Here is a 19,157-nt window from a genome sequence, read left to right as displayed (position 1 = left end):
CTTGTAGTAAGTGAGTGGAACATACGGTTGACTTTTCATTTGGTCAACACCTTTCGAAAAAAATATTATTATTTCTGTTCAGTTATCAATACTTTTCTGTCTTTTCTCTTTTCTAAGCTTGAACAAAAGGAACCATTTAAACATGTAAATGCCTCATAGATTCTAAAACAATAAGGGTAAATATTTCAAAATTTATGAGAATAACTAGAGAGTATACGTAAAAATGGTGAATTGAGTTTTAGAACATAAATAACAATAGCGACTCTCGTTGAAGTTAACGAATACAGAAAGAGAACGATACATTCATCAGAAGCTATGAGGGTTATATCATTTAGAAATATGACTATTCATTTTTTATCTTTAAATGTCTTGTTCCTTCACCTTCCAAATGTGAGCACAACCTCGACAATGCAAAATGGACATATACTCGAAACCCATGACTATACAAAAATAAAGTAGATATGGAATTTAATACAATTGGAATGATGTTAAAAAATATCATTAATGATTGAAAAAAGCAATAAACATTTTAAATTATATATAATTTTACTGAAAATAAAAATAACCCCTGAGAGAATTCTAAATGTAGATTGTATTGCCATTCCTATTAAATTGACAAAATACCTTTTTAACTGATCTCTTTATGCTAAAAATTACAGGATGAGATGTTATATTATTAAAATATATAGATAACTCTTATAAAAAATATTACATAATTTATTATTAATATAATTCATATTAATTAAAATAGTAAAATATATTTAATAAATATAATTATTATATAAATAATATTGTCGTGATTTGCCTATTTTTGTTTTTTTGCTGGAATACTAAATGTTGACATGTAAACAATATGAGCTACTCTTGTTTATCCACAATCATATAAAAGAAACTGGTGTTCCTCCCTCTTTTGATGAAATGAAAATTGCATTGGAGCGTTCCTCAAAATCTGGAATTCATAAGCTGATTATAGGCTTGGAGCAACGAGGTTTTATACGCCGTTTGCCAAAACGTGCTCGCGCAGTAGAGGTTATTCGCCTTCCCAATAAGATAACATTTAATCTGTCTTTAGCTCGTAAAATTTCCCCCAGTGTGATAGAAAAAAATAAAAGAGAAATATCAAAAAAAATTGATAATTTTGATGCGCAAGAGAAAAAAAATATTACTATTCCCATTATGGGCCGTATTGCTACGGGTGTGCCTGTCTCTGCTATATTACAACAAACAGACACCCTTTTTTTACCACAAGATATGTTTAATTCAGGTGAGCACTATGCTTTAGAAGTCAAGGATAATTCTATGATTGAAGCTGGTATTCTTGATAAAGATACTGTAATTGTTAAGCGTCAAAGTACAGCAACATCGGGTGATATTATTGTCGCATTCATTGATAAAAAAGAAGCGACTTTAAAACGTTATCGACGTAAAGGAACCACTATTCTATTAGAAGCTGCAAATCCTCACTATGAAACACATATATATGGTTCTGAGCGTGTACAGATACACGGTAAACTTATTGGACTTATTCGCAAATATTAAAAAATAAAAACGTTTTCCTAACCTGCTCTATACATTTAGTAAGGAATTATTTTGTATTTTTTATATTACGTCACACGCATTAATAAAATATACGCACTCATAAGATAGAGCATTTTTTATTCTTAACGAAGTAAAAATCGCATAAAATTTAATTGCGTAAAGTTGTAGGATTTATCATGGTAGCGCCTCGTATTAGTTTTGTCTCCCTCGGATGTCCAAAAGCATTGGTAGATTCTGAGCGAATTATTACTAGACTCCGATCTGAAGGTTATGAAATTTCACATAAGCATCAAAGTGCTGATCTCGTTATTGTGAATACCTGTGGTTTTCTTAATTCTGCCCGAAGTGAATCATTAGCCAATATTGATGAAGCCCTCAAAAAAAATGGAAAAGTTATTGTAACTGGGTGTCTTGGTGCTGCTCCTGATGTTATTCGTCAAGCATATCCTAATGTATTAGCCATTACAGGACCGCAAGCTTATGAAAGTGTTATACAAGCTGTTCATACAGTAATTCCCCCAATTCATGATCCATTTATCGATTTAGTTCCCCCACAAGGTATTCGCTTAACACCTCGCCATTATGCTTATTTAAAAATTTCTGAAGGATGTTCTAATCGATGTAGTTTTTGTATTATCCCTACTCTGCGTGGTAATCTTACTTCACGTCCTATCAGTGAGGTTCTTCGCGAAGCTGAAAAGCTTGTACAGGCAGGCGTAAAAGAACTTTTGGTTATTTCACAAGATACAAGCGCTTACGGCTTTGATATTAAATATCGCGAAAATCCTTGGAAAGATCGCACAGTAAAAACCAAATTTTTCGATCTTTGTTATGAATTAGGCAAGATGGATATTTGGATACGCATGCATTATGTCTATCCTTATCCTCATGTTGATGAAGTTATTGAGCTTATGGCAGAAAGAAAAATTCTCCCTTATCTAGATATTCCTTTTCAACATGCATCACCAACGGTTTTACGTAACATGAAACGTCCTGCTCATATGGAAAAAACAAACCGTAGAATCGAAAAATGGAGAGAAGTTTGTCCAGATCTCACTTTAAGATCAACATTTATTGTTGGTTTCCCAGGGGAAACGGATGAAGATTTTAACACACTTCTTGAATGGTTAGAGGAAACAAAAATTGAACGTGCTGGCTGTTTTAAATATGAAGAAGTAAAAGGTGCTGCTGCAAATGATTTAGGATTAGAAAACATTTCTGAAGAAATAAAAGAAAAACGCTGGCACCGCTTTATGACGAAACAACAACAAATTTCTACCCATCTTTTAAAGAAAAAAATCGGAAAAAGACTTCAAGTTCTGATTGATGAAAGTCAAGGGAAAACCGCCAAAGGTCGCAGTCAATATGATGCTCCAGAAATAGATGGTGTTGTGCATATATCATCACGACGGCCATTACGTGTAGGTGAATTTGTTACTGTAAAAATCGAAAAATCGGATGCTTACGATCTTTATGGCATCGCAGTCTGAAGATGAATTTCAGACTTATTGTACTTAACAACTAATCTTTATAATTATAATAAAGTTGTAAAATCAAAAAATTTTTTATCAAGTAAATGGCTTGGACGAACGTTTGTCAGAGCACGAATCATGGTATCTTTACGTCCCGGCATTCTTCTTTCAATATCTCTTAGCATTTCTTTCATTGCATTGCGTTGTAATCCATCTTGGCTACCACAAAGATTGCAAGGAATGATAGGAAATTGCATTGCTCGAGAAAATTTCTCCATATCTTCTTCTGCAGCATAGACAAGAGGGCGTAATACAAAAAGATCTCCTTCATCGTTGATAAGTTTTCCAGGCATAGCTGCTAATCGTCCACCATGAAACAAATTCATAAAAAACGTTTCTAAAACATCATCACGATGATGTCCGAGAACTAATGCAGAACATCCCTCTTCACGAGCGATACGATATAAATTACCACGTCGCAACCGAGAACAGAGCGAACAATATGTTTGTGTATAGGGCAATTTATCTGTAACAATGGAATAAGTATCCTGATACTCAATGCGATATGGAATTTGATAAGAATTTAAAAAATCTGGAAGAACATGCTTTGGAAAATCGGGGTGTCCTTGGTCAAGATTACAAGCTAGAACTTCAACAGGCAAAAGACCGCGCCATTTTAAATCTAAAAGAAGCGCTAGTAAACCGTAAGAATCTTTCCCACCTGATAGAGCAATAAGCCATTTTTTTCCTGAAGAAAGCATAGAAAAATCATCCAAGGCTCGCCGCATATGACGTAACAGCCGTTTACGTAATTTATTAAACTCCACAGTTGAAGGAGCAATCCGAAATATTGGATGACAATCATCAACTTCGCTTAATAAAAAATCAGCTTTCTCTACATTCTCTTTCATTACCTTATATTCAACTAAAACATTGCCCATAATACCATAATCTTGCATAATAAGTAGCAGATTCTGTAAAAGTGATAGAAACAACAAGCAATGTAGTGCGGACCAAACCTATCTTTTTCAATTTATAAGATGAGATATGCAAAAGAAACAGGCTATATAAACCTTATTGCTATAAAATATAACAATAAACTCGATATAGCGCCATTATTTAACAAAAGGCACTTCGTTAGCCTCAATAGCTATAAAGCAACATAATAAGTCTTAGCATATAGCAAAGCAGAGAGAGTAGTAGCTCTTCCCATAGAGAACTTAACGAGAGTAAAATTCAACAACTAAATTAGGTTCCATTTGCACGGCATAAGGAACATCTGCAAAAGCAGGAACACGCGTAAATGTTGCTTTCATTTGATTATGATCTGCTTCAATATATTCAGGTACATCACGCTCTGCTAATTGCACAGATTCCAAAACTAAAACAAGCTGTTTTGATTTTTCACGAATTTCAATAATGTCACCTGGTTTACAACGATATGACTGAATATTTGTGCGCCGCCCATTTACATTAACATGACCATGATTGATAAATTGACGAGAAGCAAAAATTGTAGGAACAAACTTTGCACGGTAAATGACAGCATCCAAACGCGATTCCAAAAGACCGATCAGATTTTCACCAGTATCACCACGTCGACGAGCAGCTTCTTCATAAGTTTTACGAAATTGCTTTTCTGAAATATCACCGTAAAATCCTTTTAACTTCTGCTTAGCACGCAATTGCACACCATAATCAGAAAGTTTTCCTTTACGGCGCTGTCCGTGCTGTCCTGGACCATAATCACGGCGATTCACAGGAGATTTCGGACGCCCCCAAATATTTTCTCCCATACGGCGGTCAATTTTATATTTTGTTGTTTCGCGTTTACTCATCGCATTTCCTTTAAAAATAAAACGTAAAATCTCACAATGAGATCTCAAGGAAACGCGCCCTCCTCTGCCTTTAAATTAAAAGACTGACAGGACTCTTTCACATGTAATACGTAAAGTCATCCACGGGACACGTCAATTAATGCCATTCTCTCGAAAGAAAAAGCTAAAGGTAACTTCTATTGATCTCAGACTCCAAAGTCAACTCCTTTCATAATATTTAAACTAAATCCTTTTAACAAACGCCTTGTAGAAGAAGTTACATTTTGCGATGTAAACAACGCAAAATCCTTATGCTTCTTTATGGTTTTTGGTATTACTCTTTTCGGTAATAGTGATCTTGTGTGTTTAGCTACAGCTTTTGCCGGATCAATCCATGCAACTGGCCATAAAGCTTGTTCACGAAAGAAGTTAATTAAAAAAGGATAATGTGTACAAGCTAAAACAACAATATCAGTATATTTGCCATTTTTCTCAACAAAACACGGAAAGATTTCGTGACGTAATTCTTCCAAGTTTATAGGTTTTCCACGTAAATAATCTTCAGCAAATCCAGCAAGTTTTTCACTTCCAACAAGCTGAACATGACACTGAGTAGCAAAAGAATTAATTAATTCATGTGTATAAGAACGCTTAACTGTTCCAGGAGTGGCTAATACTGAAATAAAGCCAGATTTTGTTTGTTCTGCTGCTGATTTAATTGCAGGAACCGTTCCTACAAAAAGAATATGGGAAAATTTTTGTCGCAAATCTGCCATCATCAATGTAGAAACGGTATTGCAAGCGATTACACATAAAGCAGGATTATAGAGTGTTAAAAGATTTTTAAAAATCTTTAAAATGCGGTTTTTCAGAACATTTTCTTCCCAACTTCCATAAGGAAATCCCGTATCGTCAGCAACATAAATAAATTGCCTTTCAGGGACAAGCATGCGGACTTCTCTCAACACCGTCAAACCGCCAATGCCACTATCAAAAAAAAGAACAGGCCGTTCATCCATCAGTATTCACACTTGTTTTTAATTTTTTACGATCACAATCTACAGGCGCACCACTCCCTCGTGGAAACTTAGGCGAGAAATGATCCAATGAAGAAATAATCCCACGTAGTAAGTGAATCTCAGATTCACTAAAATGAGCGCGCGTAAAAACAGAGCGCAGATTTGCAACCATCACTTCTTTGCGCTCTCGGGGTCTAAAATATCCACGGATATCCAAAGCACCTTCTAACTGAGATAAAAAACCATGAAAGGTTGCTTTATTCGCTGGCTTCATCTCTGTTGCACGAAAAGCTGTATCTCTCACATCTTCCAAACCTGATTTCATCCATTCGTAAGACATAAGCAAAACCGCTTGCGCAATATTGAGCGATGCAAAAGCAGGATTAACTGGAAAAGTGATAATTTCATCAACAAGACTGATTTCATCATTTTCTAGTCCCCACCTCTCTCTTCCAAATAAAATCCCCGTCTTATGTCCAATATTTTCATGCTGACGTAACATACACGCTGCTTCAACAGCACTTTTTACAGTTTTAAAACCACATCTTTCACGTGCCGTTGTAGCAAAAACATAATGTAAATCTGCAATCGCATCATGCAACGTAGCAAAAATCCTTGTATTGTTAATAACATGATCTGCTTTACTAGCTGCAGCTTTGGCTTTTTCATTTGGAAATGCTTCTCGAGGCTTAACTAACCGAAGCTTAGAGAGCCCAAAATTTGCCATCGCCCTTGCTACCATACCAATATTTTCAGGCAATTGCGGTTCGACTAAAATAATAATTGGACCACTTGTTAAATTTTTACGTTTCCTATCGGTTCCAGCCATCAATCTTACCTAATTCTAAATATTATGCCCCTATAACTGTTTTTGAACGCAACCTTTTAATAAAATATGCCATAAAACAACCTTTTAAATAACAAATTACGGTCCATATTATCTTTTCATTAAGAATTTATAAAATAATAACTTTAAAAGGATTAACAATGAATTATGAAAGAAAAAACGAATTTTCGTCTTAGGTCTTAGAGCGGTTATATGAGTTCCCTTAATGTCTTTTTGCATCCACAGCGTATTATTTAACGTGCTATAGCATTTACAAATAGCAATCTGAGTTGAACTAAAAAATATACATTCTAAAAAAGGCATATGCTCTTTATTCCAAAACTTTTTCCTGCAAAGATCATCCGTCGTTATAAACATTTCCTTGCTGATGTTACAGGGAGCGATGAAGGCATCTTCACGGTGTCAGTTCCTGATACAGAATCTATGCTTGGATTGGCAACTCCAAACTCCAATATTTGGCTTTTATATAACAACAATTCCAAGCGAAAATACACATATCGATTAAAAATTGTCGAGGCAAATAATACTTTGGTTGGCATCAATACAACTTTACCCAACAAACTTGTATTAGAAGCAATTCAAAATAAATTATTACCAAAATTAAACGGGTACAAAACAATTTTGAAAAAACAATACTATGATACATAATCGTGAATTGACTTTTTTGCGCGATGGCATCACCTCTGACTGTTATTTAGAAGTAAAAAATGTTCACTTTATTCGCCAAAAAGGATTGGCATAATTTCCTGATACCGTGACAAAATGCGGCACACGTCACCTTGAAGAACTCATAAAAATTGTGCAACAAGGGAAACAAGCCGCTATGTTTTATATAATTCAACGGGAAGATTGCTTATCTTACACAATATGCCATGATCTTGATCCAACTTATGGACGTAAATTTGATTTAGCATTAAAATCAGGGGTAGAATTTTATGCTTTAAAATGTCACGTAAATATAGAAGGTATTTTTTCGATTCATCGAGTAGAAATAGAAAACAGAAAAAGCAATGACTGAATATATTGAATATAATAAAATACCCTTAAAATTTAATGGGCAAATCCGCATTTTTGATGAGCAGGCTTTTGTTAAAATGCGAGAGGTTGGTCGCATTGCTGCTGAATGCCTTGATGCACTCACAGATATTATTAAACCTAGCATTACTACGCAAGAAATTGATGATTTTGTATTTACTTTTGGTGCTGAGCGAGGAGCACTTCCTGCTGACCTCAATTATCATGGATACGAACATTCATGCTGTACATCTATCAACCATGTGGTTTGCCATGGTATTCCTAATAAAAGACCCTTGCAAGAAGGAGACATTGTTAATGTTGATGTAACTTTTATTCTCGATGGTTGGCATGGAGATTCAAGCCGCATGTATCCTGTAGGGAAAATCAGGCGTGCTGCAGAACGTTTGCTAAAAATAACACATGAAAGTCTTATGAGAGGGATTGCTGCAGTTAAACCTGGAGCAACGACAGGTGATATTGGCGCTGCTATTCAACACTATGCAGAATCTGAACGGTGTTCAATTGTAAAAGATTTTTGTGGTCATGGGATTGGTCAGCTTTTTCATGATGCACCCAATATTCTCCATTATGGAACCCCTGGAGAAGGAATCGTACTAAAACAAGGTATGATGTTTACAATTGAACCCATGATCAACCTTGGAAAACCACAGGTTAAGATTTTATCTGATGGCTGGACTGCCGTTACACGTGATCGATCTCTTACTGCACAGTACGAGCATACAATTGGTGTAACAAATAAAGGATGCGAAATTTTTACGCAATCTCCTAAAGATATTTTTTATATTCCCAATTTATATGCCTAAATAATGTAGAAACAACATGGCTAAAAAAATAAATAAAAAGGAGGGCATCCAAAGCAACCATTTTGCTTTAACATCAAGTTCTCCAATTAATCCAATATCAAAAACAAAAAGTGAAAACCTACAGACACATAAGCATTACCAAGGACATCGTGAACGACTCCGTAAACGCTATTTAAAGTCAAAAGGAAATGCAATTGAAGATTATGAATACCTTGAATTATTGCTTTTTCGCACCATCCCTCGAGCAAATACAAAACCAATAGCCAAAAACTTGATAGCACGTTTTGGCTCATTAGCTGACGTATTGGGTGCTGATATTCATCGACTTCAAGAAGTTCAAGGATGTGGGCCAGCAACGGCAACTGATTTGAAAATTATTTCAGACGTTGCCGGACGCATTGTTCGTGCAGAGCTATTTAAACGTGATATCTTTTCATCATGGGACAAAGTACTTGCTTATTGTAAAGCTGTCATGGCTCATGAAACACGCGAACAATTTCGCGTTTTGTTTCTTGATAAGAAAAATGGTTTACTTGCTGATGAAGTACAACAAACTGGAACCATTGATCACACTCCTGTTTATCCACGTGAAGTAATTTCTCGAGCTTTGGAATTATCCGCATCAGGACTTATCTTAGTACACAACCACCCCTCTGGTGATGCGACACCTTCTAAAGCAGATATAACAATGACACATAGACTAAAAGATGCAGCAAATGCATTAGGCATTGCTATTCATGACCACCTTATTATTGCACGAAACGAATACACAAGCTTTAAAGCATTAAAAATCATATGAATTTTAATAAAATCAAGAAAGATTCCATTCAGTTATTCGGAACGAATTAATTTCCTAAATCGATATCTAATATGGCCATTGAGAAATTATATGATAGTTCATCTTCATCTTCATCTCGATAGATAATACCTAAAAACTCATCCCCAATATAAACTTCACAAGAATCATCCTTTTTAGGTCGTGTCTTCACTTGCAATGCTGAATTTTGGAATATGTTTTTAAAATAACTATCAAGTTTTTTTATTTCATCAGCATTCACTATGCTCTCCTGTCTTTTGAGATTCTTAAATCAATTCTTGGGCAGCAAATAAGATACTCCTATGATTCTGTAAAGATAGTAAAAAAAATCTTAGTATCAATTTTCACTTATGTTACCTATGCTCAAAACCGCACTATCTTAACACATTTAATTAAGAACCACCCTAAAAAGGTCTATCATCGTTAAATCTATTTGTAGAAATTTAAAAATAAAAAAATGGTTAGAAAATCGTAAATTTTTAATAATTCCTATCTTATTCCCAATTTTAATACCTGCACTTACAAGCATATTTTGGCGAAGCATTGGTCAATCACGTATATCCTTTTTCTTCTAACACAAGTAGAGTTCTATAAAATAAAAGCACTTCGATCTTTTTAAGCTGCTTTGTTTATTTAAAAATCCTATTTCATAATTACAAAATTCTTTTTGACTATTTCCAGAATAACTCATTTCACTTATAAAAGAAGATTGCAGTTCTGCACAAATATATCAAATAGGTTAACGAGAATTTGTTATTTTTTTAACTTTTCATAAAAATTCATACTACATAATAGCTCAGCTTCTCAATAAGCTTTTTACCTTACCGGAGATAAAACACATTAAATTATTCGCAAACTCTCAAATCTATGAATAACTCATCATATGATAGGATAACGAGAAAGAAAATTGATAACGCCTTCTTTATAGACTTTATCTCCCACAGCAAACATATGATCTCGATTAGGAATTAGTAATGCCTCACCACAGGGCAACAAGGCTGCTAACGGTTCTGCTTCACCGCCAATTTCATCTAATGAACCAACAGCAACAAGTGCAGGTTGTTTAATTTTACAAACCTCAGATGCTGTTAATTCCTGTTTTGATGTGATAATACAGGCAGCCAGAGCACGCCTATCGCTTTTAGTTTGATCTGCAAATTTACGGAACATCAAACCACGTGGATTGGTAATAGTAGAAATATCTTCTGCTAAAAGAGCCTCAGCAACTGGTTCCCAATTCCCTGCTCCCGTTAGCAAACCAAGACCTAAGCCACCCAAAATAACACTATGTACATATGTTGGATACAACAGAGCCATAAATGCACTAATTCGAGCCCCCATAGAATATCCCATGACATGCACTTTAGATAATTCCAAATGCTGCAACAATTTTACTGCATCTCCAGCCATAGCTTGAGGCGTATAAAAAGAAGAATCGTAACTTTTAACTGAATTGCCATGTCCTCGATTATCAAGAGCAATAACACGATATCCTTTCTCAGTAAGGGTTTTAAACCAACCCGTTGAATACCAATTCACACGTGAGGAAGATCCAAAACCATGAATTAACAAAATAGGCATCCCCTGCCCTTCTTCTCGGTAAGCAAAGCGCAAACCGTCATATTCAAAAAAACGAATATCTTCAGCCGCCATTATTTTCACCTTCGCACTTTCCACAAATAGCAGGATGAATAACACGTTGCCCCTTCTCTATTTGTTTTTCAGAAACTTCACCAGCGTTAACCTCAAGTGCAAAAGTTGCGGGAACTCCTGATGAAATAATATCCGTTGAAAATGGTGAAGTTTTTTCCACAATCGATACAATAATACCCTCAGCATTTAAAAAAATCATATCTAAGGGTAAAGGCGTATTTGCCATCCACATAAAAAATTTTTGCTTATCCTTTAACTGCTTACTTTCCTGTTGTCTAAAGAGCATCGCGTGATTACGTGGAAAGTCAGTGCGATACATTAAACCAGCAGCAGCTTGGGATTCTGTAAAAGCAATCTCTACCCTGTAAGAGAACGTATCTTGCTTTGTCTGTATTTTTAAAGGAACCGGATGAATAGGAAACTCCATAGGCTCCCTTGCTAAAGCTATACTCACCTTTAACACATAAAATAGCGCCAACACAACGACGCATCCTCTTTTAAAAGGCTTTAACATTTTTATCACCATCACAGATAACTTTTTAATTTTGTTGCGTAAAATAAAAAATACCAGAATTTAATAAGTAAAAGGATAAGAAAGTTACCTTCTTATTGCTCTCAATTTTACTGTTCTCAACACCATATTTGCAATCTGCTTTATTTGATTTACAGCCTTACAGATACGTCTTTTTTACTGTAAGTACCAGTTTTACAGCTTTTTATGTTTGCGCAACAGCATATCTCTCTAAAAACAAAGAAACCATGCGAATTTAAAAGTAAAATTAATGCGTGGCAAACGGAATTCCTATATCAGGATAAATTTCTGCTGTCATCAAGCCTTTTTCACCTTTACCAAAACGCACAAGAACAACTTGTCCAGAGCGAAGCTCTGCTAAACCAAAACGGCGCAATGTTTCCATATGGATAAAAATATCTTCTGTTCCCTGTCCACGGCTCAAAAAACCAAACCCTTTATCACGATTAAACCACTTAACAATTGCGCGCTCTAAACCACTTTCTGGAGTAACAACAACATGTGTACGAGCTGGAATTTCTGACGGATGAATCGCTGAAGAACAATCTATGGATTTCACCTGAACACACTTTAATCCTCGTTCAGTTTTTTCTACAGCACAGACAACTTTTGCACCCTCCAGAGCCGTTTGAAAACCATCCCTCCGCATCACCGTGACATGCAATAATATATCAGGAAAATTAGGCAAATCAGGTATAATAAACCCATACCCTTTACTACCATCAAACCACTTAATGACACCACTAATTTCAATAATTTCACCACAAGCACCTAAATTGTCTTCAGATAGAGAATAACCCTTTAATACATCTTTACTCGTCATAATAAAACGTGATCCTGTAGGTCTAAATTATAAGATACCGATTCTTTACATTCTAAGTAAACATTGCTCTTATATCAACACGCAAGCCCCAAGATAAGATTTCCCCATATTGTCGCATCTCTTGATATTAACATGATCGCATACACCTAAATATTTACAAAGATGTTTGATCGTCTGCTTCAGATATCTTACAACACACACCTTATTGTAGTATAATTGATTTTTCACATAGTGATATTTTCCTAATGTGTAACTTGCATGATGAAGATGTTCAAGATAAGAAGGACTTAAAATCACGATAAAAATCGGCAATAAGCTTAAGGGAGGTGTGCAATGCAATTAAGGAAGATACTTACTACACTCGCTACTGTAATGGCGCTTGTAACGAATGTCTGTGCAGGTGAGCCTATTAAAATTGGTGTTTACCTTCCGTTAAGTGGTCAAAATGCATTTGGAGGACAACTTGAAATGAGAGGGATACAGCTAGCGCATAAAAAAGTCCCAGAAATACTAGGACGTAAAGTGGAGCTCATTATCATTGATAATAAATCCGATAAAGTAGAAGCAGCTAATGCTGTTATGCGCTTAACTGCTAGTGAAAAAGTTAGTGGAATCATTGGTAGCTATGGCTCTTCACTTTCGTTGGCTGGCGGGGAAATATCTGAAAAAGGAAAGACCCCAGCTATTGCAACTTCCTCAACAAGTCCACTTGTTACACAAGGCAAAAAATATTATTTTCGTGCTTGCTTCATTGACTCCTATCAAGGCATAGGAATTGCGACCTATGTAGCTCAGACTCTACACGCAAAAAAAGCAGCTATCCTCAAAGATATATCAAGCGATTACGCAATTGGACTTGCAAGCTATTTTGCACGCGCTTTCAAAAAGCTGGGGGGTGAAGTTATCTCAAACTTAAACTATAATTCTGGAGATCAGGATTTTTCAGCTGTGCTGACACAGATTATAGCACAAAAACCTGATATTTTATTTATTCCCTCCTATTTTTCCGAAGGTGCTATCATCATGAAACAAGCGCGTGAGTTGGGTGCAAAATTTCAGATTATGGGTGGAGATGCTATGGATAATCCGGAAACTACCACAATCGCAGGAAAGGCAGCAGAAGGTTTCTTGCATACAACACTTCCCTATAGTGTAGATATGCCAAACATGTCAGCAGCTGCGCAAGAGTTTACAAATGAGTGGAATGCAACCTATCCTGATAAGGAACCAAATATCAATTCTGTTTTAGGATATACGAGTTATATGATGTTCATGCAAGCTATTGAAAATGCTGGTAGTGATGATCGTGAAAAGATCACTTTAGAACTTAGCAGATTAAAAGATTTTCAAACACCTTTTGGTGCTATGTCTATGGATGAGAACCATAATCCTAAAATTCCTATCGGTATAATTGAAATAAAGGGCGGGAAACGTGTCTATTTGGATGAAGTTAGACCTGCTTTTTAAAAAATCAAAAAGTTTTACGCATTAAAATACAATAAAGTAATTGAAGATTTTTTCTCAACTATAAAGTCTAAAGGCTTCGTATTTTAGCCTATATGAATTAACAAATGTGGAAGGATAAGAGATGAGCACTGAAATGTTCATCCAGTATTTTTTTAATGCACTGGCATTAGGATCACTTTACGGGCTTATCGCTATTGGTTACACCATGGTTTATGGTATCCTGAGACTCATTAATTTTGCTCACGGTGATATTTTTATGCTGGGAGCGTATTTTGTTTTCTTTTCCACAATTAGCTTTATGCCGGCTTGGTCTGCTATCCTTCTTGTATTATTAGCCGTTTTCATTTATTATTCGGTATTTATAGGGTTTAAAACAAGGCCTCCAATTTATTGGATAGCTGTTTTTTTAATTCTTACTCTAGGGTTCATTTATTATCTTAAAATTGCCCCTCAAGATTTTACACCAATTTGGATTTTTGCTATTTGTTTTTCAGTCTTTATCACAAGTGCAGTAGGTATTACTGTTGACCAATTTGCTTATAGACCTCTGCGTCATGCTCCACGTATCTCAGCACTCATTGGTGCGATAGGAGTTTCCTTTTTTATTGAAAATGCTGCTACCGTACTCTTTAGTGGTGTCCCAAAAGGGGTAAAACAGCCAGATTTTCTTGTAAGGCCAATTCTATGGCATTTAGAATCAGGGACTGATAGAATCATTAGAATTTCTCCCATGTCTCTGATTGTTCCTACTGTTTCGTTTTTTTTGATTGTGTTATTGTTATGGATTATCCATAAAACAAAGCCTGGGCTTGCTATGCGTGCAATCTCATGTGATATTGAAACGACGCGTTTGATGGGTGTTTCCGTCAATAAAGTTATTGCATTCACATTTGGGATAGGCTCAGCACTTGCCGCTATTGCGGGCATCATGTGGTCTCTGCGCTACCCTCAAATTCAACCTTATATGGGTGTTCTTCCTGGGCTCAAGGCATTTATTGCAGCCGTTATCGGAGGTATTGGCTCAATTCCAGGAGCAATGTTAGGTGGATTATTACTAGGATTTATCGAAATTATGATTATTGCATTCTTTCCTGCTTTATCTGGATACCGAGATGCCTTCGCCTTTATTTTATTGATTCTGATTTTATTAGTAATGCCAACTGGTTTAATGGGCAAAAAAAATCAGGAGAAAATTTAATGGGAAAATCAGCTATAACTTTTCTGTCATGTGCCAGTATTTTGATTTTTATTGGTTTTTTATTTTATGCAAACAATCATTTCAATGACTATACACTTCGTGTTATTAATCTTATTGCCATTAATGCAATATTAGCAATTTCGCTTAATTTAATTTACGGCTTCACGGGTATGTTTTCTCTTGGGCATGCTGGTTTCATGGCCATTGGTGCTTATGTATGCGCAATTTTACTTCTTTCCCCAGAACAAAAAGAAATGATGTGGATTCTTGAGCCTATAGCTGAGCCACTGCATTATTTGCAATTACCTTTTTTTGTGGCTGTTGTTATGAGTGGTCTCTGCGCTGCAATCGTAGGTTTATTAATTGCTCTTCCAGTGTTACGCTTAGGAGGCGATTATCTTGGAATTGCAACATTAGGTTTTGCAGAAATTATTCGAATTGTCATTACGAACAGTACATCCCTAACAAATGGCTCACTTGGAATCAAAGGGATACCTCAAAATGCAACATTATGGTGGAACTATGGTTGGTTAGCATTTACGGTTATCTTTATTATTCTCTTACTGCGAAGCAATACTGGTAACGTATTACGTGCTATTCGTGATGATGAAATAGCCGCGAAAACGATGGGGATTAACGCTTTTTTTTACCGTAGTTTTTCCTTTACTGTTGGAGCATTTTTTGCCGGTATAGGAGGAGCATTAATGGCTGCTCTTATTTCAACGATTGATCCCAAAATGTTTAACTTTCTCCTAACCTTTAATATTCTGATGATTGTTGTTGCTGGTGGGCTTGGTTCAATTACAGGTAGTATTATCGGTAGCATTATTATTACAGTCATGCTTGAATGGCTTCGCATTATTGAAAGTCCGCTTGACTTAGGTTTTATACATATTCCAGAGATACCAGGACTGCGTATGGTTGTTTTTTCTCTTCTCTTGCTAGTGATTATCTTATTTTGGAGGCAAGGGTTATTGGGACAACGTGAATTTTCATGGAATGGAATTTATAGTTTTTTGACACGCAAAAAACTCTCTGATAATGAGGGAAAGCTATGAACGACACCCTCCTTTTACTCAATAATATCATGATGCGTTTTGGCGGGTTGGTTGCTGTAAATAATATTAATATGGTAATCAAACGTGGTACGATTACCGGATTAATTGGTCCAAATGGTGCTGGGAAAACAACTGTTTTTAATATGATTTCAGGATTTTATACCCCCACAAGTGGAACAATCCTTTTTGATGAGAAAAAAGTTTCTGGAGCTCCCCCTTACATTATCTGCAGACGTCATATTGCACGAACATTTCAAAATATTCGCCTCTTTTCAGGGTTAACGGTCTTGCAAAATGTTATGGTGGGAGCCCATGTCAGACAAAAATATCCATGGTTTTCTTCAGCTTTGTTTTTTCCAAAAGCACTAAAAGAAAAAAGAGAAGTCCATAAAAATTCAATGGAACTTCTTGAGCGGCTACAACTTGATCATATTGCCAATCAATCCGCAATGACTCTGCCCTATGGTGTACAACGTCGTCTGGAAATTGCGCGTGCTCTAGCAACAAAGCCCAAATTACTTCTTCTTGATGAACCTGCTGCTGGGATGAATCCACAAGAAAGTGAAGATCTTAGAAAATTCATAGCAAAAGTGCAAAAAGACTTTGATCTTACCATTCTGCTTATTGAACACGATATGAAAGTTGTTATGGGGCTTTGTCAATATATTTGGGTAATGGAGTATGGCTGTTGCATAGCCAATGGCACACCAGATGAAATTCGTAACAACCCTAAAGTTATTGAAGCTTATCTTGGCGGAGATGTCTATGGATATTCTTAAAATCAAAAATCTTCATGTTCATTATGGCGCCATTAAAGCTATCCAAAACCTTTCTATGTCTATAAAAAAGGGAAGTATAGTAACTTTAATTGGTGCCAATGGAGCAGGAAAAAGCAGCATTGTACGCTCCATTACAGGACTTAATCGATCCGTTTATGGAGAGATTATCTATAAAGGCGAATCAATTATAAAAAAAACACCAGAAAAAATCTTGCGATTGGGGATTGCTCTAAGTCCTGAAGGACGGCGCATTATGCCTCATTTTACTGTTTTAGAAAATTTGCGTTTAGGTGCTTATATACGTCATGATAAACTAGGGATTGCCCGTGATATCGAATGGATATTTGAGCTATTTCCGCGTTTGCGTGAAAGAGCAAAACAATTGGGAGGAACAATGTCAGGTGGTGAACAACAAATGCTTGCTGTAGGTCGTGCACTTATGAGTAATCCTGACATGATAATATTAGATGAACCCTCTCTGGGTTTAGCACCGCTTCTTGTAAAGGAACTTTTTTCGATTATCCAAAAAATTAATAATATGGGAAAAACTGTTCTTCTTATTGAACAAAATGCATTTGCAGCACTTTCTATCGCTAACTATGCTTATATTCTAGAGGTAGGACATGTCTTATTTCACGGCGAAGGTAAAGGCATGCTTTCTGATCCACGTGTTAAAGAAGCATATCTTGGTGGATAAAAAATATACAATGTTTAAAAACCAATAGGCCATTCTCCTCCGAAGCATCTCTCTGTTAGAGAAATGCTTTTTTGATGAGGTTTTCCTTTATTATATCCACCATTTTTCAGAACTAAATGTCCCTGCCGCTTGTTCTATAATATGTGCTATCTGAAAAATAACTTCTTCAGCAAAGGGTTTACTAATCAATTGCAATCCTAAAGGTAAACCATTTGATGAGAGACCAGCAGGAATAGATATTCCTGGTAAACCTGCCATATTAACTGGCACAGTAAAAATATCATTAAGATACATTGCTACAGTATCATGTTTTATTTTTTCATCAGCGATGCCAAAAGCTGGTGTTGGTGTTGCAGGTGTGAGGATAGCATCAATGCCAGAAGCAAAACATTGATCAAAATCACGCTTCACTAATGTTCGTACTTTCTGAGCTCTCAAATAATAGGCATCATAATAACCTGATGAGAGAACATAAGTACCAATCAAAATACGCCGTTTAACTTCATCACCAAAACCAGCTGAACGGGTCTTTTCATACATTTCAATGATATCTTTTCCCGGTCCACGGAGACCAAAACGAACACCATCATAGCGTGCTAAGTTAGAAGATGCTTCTGCGGGAGCAACAATATAATAAGCAGGCAAGGCATATTTTGTATGAGGCAACGAAATATCTCTAATTTCAGCACCCGCTTCTTTTAGCCAATTCATCCCTTTTTGCCAAAGTTCTACAATTTCAGGAGACATTCCTTCCATATGGTATTCTTTCGGAATACCAATTTTCATTCCTTTGATTGATTGACCAAGATAACTTTCATAATCAGGGACAGGTAAATTCACGGAAGTAGAATCTTTTTCATCAAAAGAAGCCATTGATTGAAGTAAAATAGCACAATCACGAACATCTCGTCCAATAGGTCCAGCTTGATCAAGTGATGAGGCAAAGGCGATAGTTCCCCACCGTGAACAACGTCCATAAGTTGGTTTGATCCCCACTGTCCCAGTAAATGCCGCTGGTTGACGTATTGAACCACCTGTATCTGTTGCAGTTGCACCAGCACAAATCCGTGCTGCAACAGCGGCTGCAGAACCACCTGAAGAACCGCCAGGTACAAGCTTTTCATTAGAACCTTTTTTTCTCCATGGGCTAATAACTGGACCGTAATATGACGTTTCATTGGAAGACCCCATAGCAAACTCATCCATATTAAGCTTACCTAACATAACGGCTCCATCCTGCCATAAATTAGCAGTTACTGTTGATTCATAATGCGGCTTAAAACCATCAAGAATGTGTGAACAGGCTTGTGTATGAATACCCTGTGTCGCGAAAAGATCCTTAATTCCCAATGGAATTCCTTCTAAAATTCCCCCCTGCCCTCTAGCTAAACGGTTATCTGATTCAGCCGCCATTTTTCTTGCTTGTTCTGTTGTTACTTCTACATAAGCATTCAAAGTTGGATTAGCTAATTCAACCGCTTTTAAATAAGCTTCTGTTAATTCAGTTGCTTTGAACTCTTTTTTTATGAGAGCATCACGGGCTTGTGCAATTGTGAAGGCTGTTAAATCGGTCATATTGGTTCTCAAGTTTTAAAAAT

Annotated in this window: 18 protein-coding genes and 1 pseudogene; 10 read left to right on the top strand and 9 right to left on the bottom strand. The window is 36.2% G+C overall.

What is annotated here, in order from left to right; translation table 11 throughout:
- Positions 1 to 834: 834 nt before the first annotated feature.
- Positions 835 to 1,539, top strand: a complete 705-nt coding sequence (gene lexA / locus MCO_RS06325; protein WP_007553316.1) for a transcriptional repressor LexA — start codon at positions 835 to 837, stop codon at positions 1,537 to 1,539.
- A 176-nt stretch (positions 1,540 to 1,715) separates the two neighbouring features.
- Positions 1,716 to 3,029 carry a 30S ribosomal protein S12 methylthiotransferase RimO gene (rimO, locus tag MCO_RS06320; protein WP_007553315.1) on the top strand — a complete coding sequence of 438 codons (1,314 nt, stop codon included), beginning with the start codon at positions 1,716 to 1,718 and terminating at the stop codon, positions 3,027 to 3,029.
- Positions 3,030 to 3,073: 44 nt separating this feature from the next.
- Here the strand turns inward: rimO and ttcA are convergent, their stop codons facing one another.
- From ttcA to MCO_RS06300, 4 genes are all read right to left on the bottom strand, one after another.
- Entirely contained in the window at positions 3,074 to 3,970 is an 897-nt protein-coding gene (gene ttcA, locus MCO_RS06315) for a tRNA 2-thiocytidine(32) synthetase TtcA (RefSeq protein WP_007553314.1), read from the bottom strand.
- A gap of 261 nt (positions 3,971 to 4,231) precedes the next feature.
- Positions 4,232 to 4,849, bottom strand: a complete 618-nt coding sequence (gene rpsD / locus MCO_RS06310; protein WP_007553313.1) for a 30S ribosomal protein S4 — start codon at positions 4,847 to 4,849, stop codon at positions 4,232 to 4,234.
- Positions 4,850 to 5,034: 185 nt separating this feature from the next.
- On the bottom strand, positions 5,035 to 5,847 hold the full coding sequence (murI, locus tag MCO_RS06305) for a glutamate racemase (RefSeq protein WP_007553312.1): 813 nt from the start codon (positions 5,845 to 5,847) through the stop codon (positions 5,035 to 5,037).
- Complete coding sequence (locus MCO_RS06300; RefSeq protein ID WP_007553311.1) at positions 5,840 to 6,676, bottom strand: RNA methyltransferase; 837 nt, start codon at positions 6,674 to 6,676, stop codon at positions 5,840 to 5,842. The genes murI and MCO_RS06300 overlap by 8 nt, the downstream gene beginning before the upstream one ends.
- 321 nt (positions 6,677 to 6,997) lie before the next feature.
- Between MCO_RS06300 and sfsA the strand changes: the two are divergent.
- The 3 genes and pseudogenes from sfsA (at position 6,998) to radC (ending at position 9,334) form a co-directional block, all read left to right on the top strand.
- A pseudogene (gene sfsA, locus MCO_RS06295) lies at positions 6,998 to 7,712 on the top strand (DNA/RNA nuclease SfsA).
- Complete coding sequence (gene map / locus MCO_RS06290) at positions 7,705 to 8,535, top strand: type I methionyl aminopeptidase (RefSeq protein WP_007553308.1); 831 nt, start codon at positions 7,705 to 7,707, stop codon at positions 8,533 to 8,535. Before sfsA ends, map begins: the two are co-directional and overlap by 8 nt.
- Before the next feature lie 16 nt (positions 8,536 to 8,551).
- Complete coding sequence (gene radC, locus MCO_RS06285) at positions 8,552 to 9,334, top strand: DNA repair protein RadC (RefSeq protein ID WP_007553307.1); 783 nt, start codon at positions 8,552 to 8,554, stop codon at positions 9,332 to 9,334.
- Between the two features lie 46 nt (positions 9,335 to 9,380).
- Here radC and MCO_RS06280 read toward each other — a convergent pair whose 3' ends face one another.
- The 4 genes from MCO_RS06280 to MCO_RS06265 form a co-directional block, all read right to left on the bottom strand.
- Positions 9,381 to 9,593, bottom strand: a complete 213-nt coding sequence (locus tag MCO_RS06280) for a DUF3126 family protein (RefSeq protein WP_007553306.1) — start codon at positions 9,591 to 9,593, stop codon at positions 9,381 to 9,383.
- Between the two features lie 638 nt (positions 9,594 to 10,231).
- Positions 10,232 to 11,005 carry an alpha/beta fold hydrolase gene (locus MCO_RS06275; RefSeq protein ID WP_007553305.1) on the bottom strand — a complete coding sequence of 258 codons (774 nt, stop codon included), beginning with the start codon at positions 11,003 to 11,005 and terminating at the stop codon, positions 10,232 to 10,234.
- Positions 10,995 to 11,519, bottom strand: a complete 525-nt coding sequence (locus MCO_RS06270) for a DUF192 domain-containing protein (protein WP_040299005.1) — start codon at positions 11,517 to 11,519, stop codon at positions 10,995 to 10,997. The genes MCO_RS06275 and MCO_RS06270 overlap by 11 nt, the downstream gene beginning before the upstream one ends.
- Before the next feature lie 265 nt (positions 11,520 to 11,784).
- Positions 11,785 to 12,360, bottom strand: coding sequence for a cold-shock protein (locus MCO_RS06265; protein WP_007553303.1), 576 nt, complete (start codon positions 12,358 to 12,360; stop codon positions 11,785 to 11,787).
- 333 nt (positions 12,361 to 12,693) lie between these two features.
- Between MCO_RS06265 and MCO_RS06260 the strand changes: the two genes are divergently transcribed.
- From MCO_RS06260 to MCO_RS06240, 5 genes are all read left to right on the top strand, one after another.
- Positions 12,694 to 13,827: an ABC transporter substrate-binding protein gene (locus MCO_RS06260; protein WP_007553302.1), complete on the top strand. Its 1,134-nt coding sequence runs from the start codon at positions 12,694 to 12,696 to the stop codon at positions 13,825 to 13,827.
- 121 nt (positions 13,828 to 13,948) lie between these two features.
- A complete protein-coding gene (locus MCO_RS06255; RefSeq protein WP_007553301.1) occupies positions 13,949 to 15,025 on the top strand; it encodes a branched-chain amino acid ABC transporter permease in 1,077 nt (358 codons plus the stop codon).
- Positions 15,025 to 16,083, top strand: a complete 1,059-nt coding sequence (locus MCO_RS06250) for a branched-chain amino acid ABC transporter permease (RefSeq protein ID WP_007553300.1) — start codon at positions 15,025 to 15,027, stop codon at positions 16,081 to 16,083. Before MCO_RS06255 ends, MCO_RS06250 begins: the two co-directional genes overlap by 1 nt.
- Complete coding sequence (locus MCO_RS06245; protein ID WP_007553299.1) at positions 16,080 to 16,862, top strand: ABC transporter ATP-binding protein; 783 nt, start codon at positions 16,080 to 16,082, stop codon at positions 16,860 to 16,862. Before MCO_RS06250 ends, MCO_RS06245 begins: the two co-directional genes overlap by 4 nt.
- Positions 16,849 to 17,559, top strand: coding sequence for an ABC transporter ATP-binding protein (locus tag MCO_RS06240; protein ID WP_007553298.1), 711 nt, complete (start codon positions 16,849 to 16,851; stop codon positions 17,557 to 17,559). The genes MCO_RS06245 and MCO_RS06240 overlap by 14 nt, the downstream gene beginning before the upstream one ends.
- 90 nt (positions 17,560 to 17,649) lie before the next feature.
- Here MCO_RS06240 and gatA read toward each other — a convergent pair whose 3' ends face one another.
- Complete coding sequence (gene gatA / locus MCO_RS06235; RefSeq protein ID WP_007553297.1) at positions 17,650 to 19,134, bottom strand: Asp-tRNA(Asn)/Glu-tRNA(Gln) amidotransferase subunit GatA; 1,485 nt, start codon at positions 19,132 to 19,134, stop codon at positions 17,650 to 17,652.
- Between the last annotated feature and the right edge of the window lie 23 nt (positions 19,135 to 19,157).

Origin of the sequence: Bartonella sp. DB5-6, from assembly GCF_000278115.1 — a bacterium.
Classification (GTDB): Bacteria; Pseudomonadota; Alphaproteobacteria; order Rhizobiales; family Rhizobiaceae; genus Bartonella; species Bartonella refiksaydamii.
The sequence above is the reverse complement of the archived record's forward strand: the minus strand, read 5'-3'. Positions and strand labels throughout refer to the sequence as shown.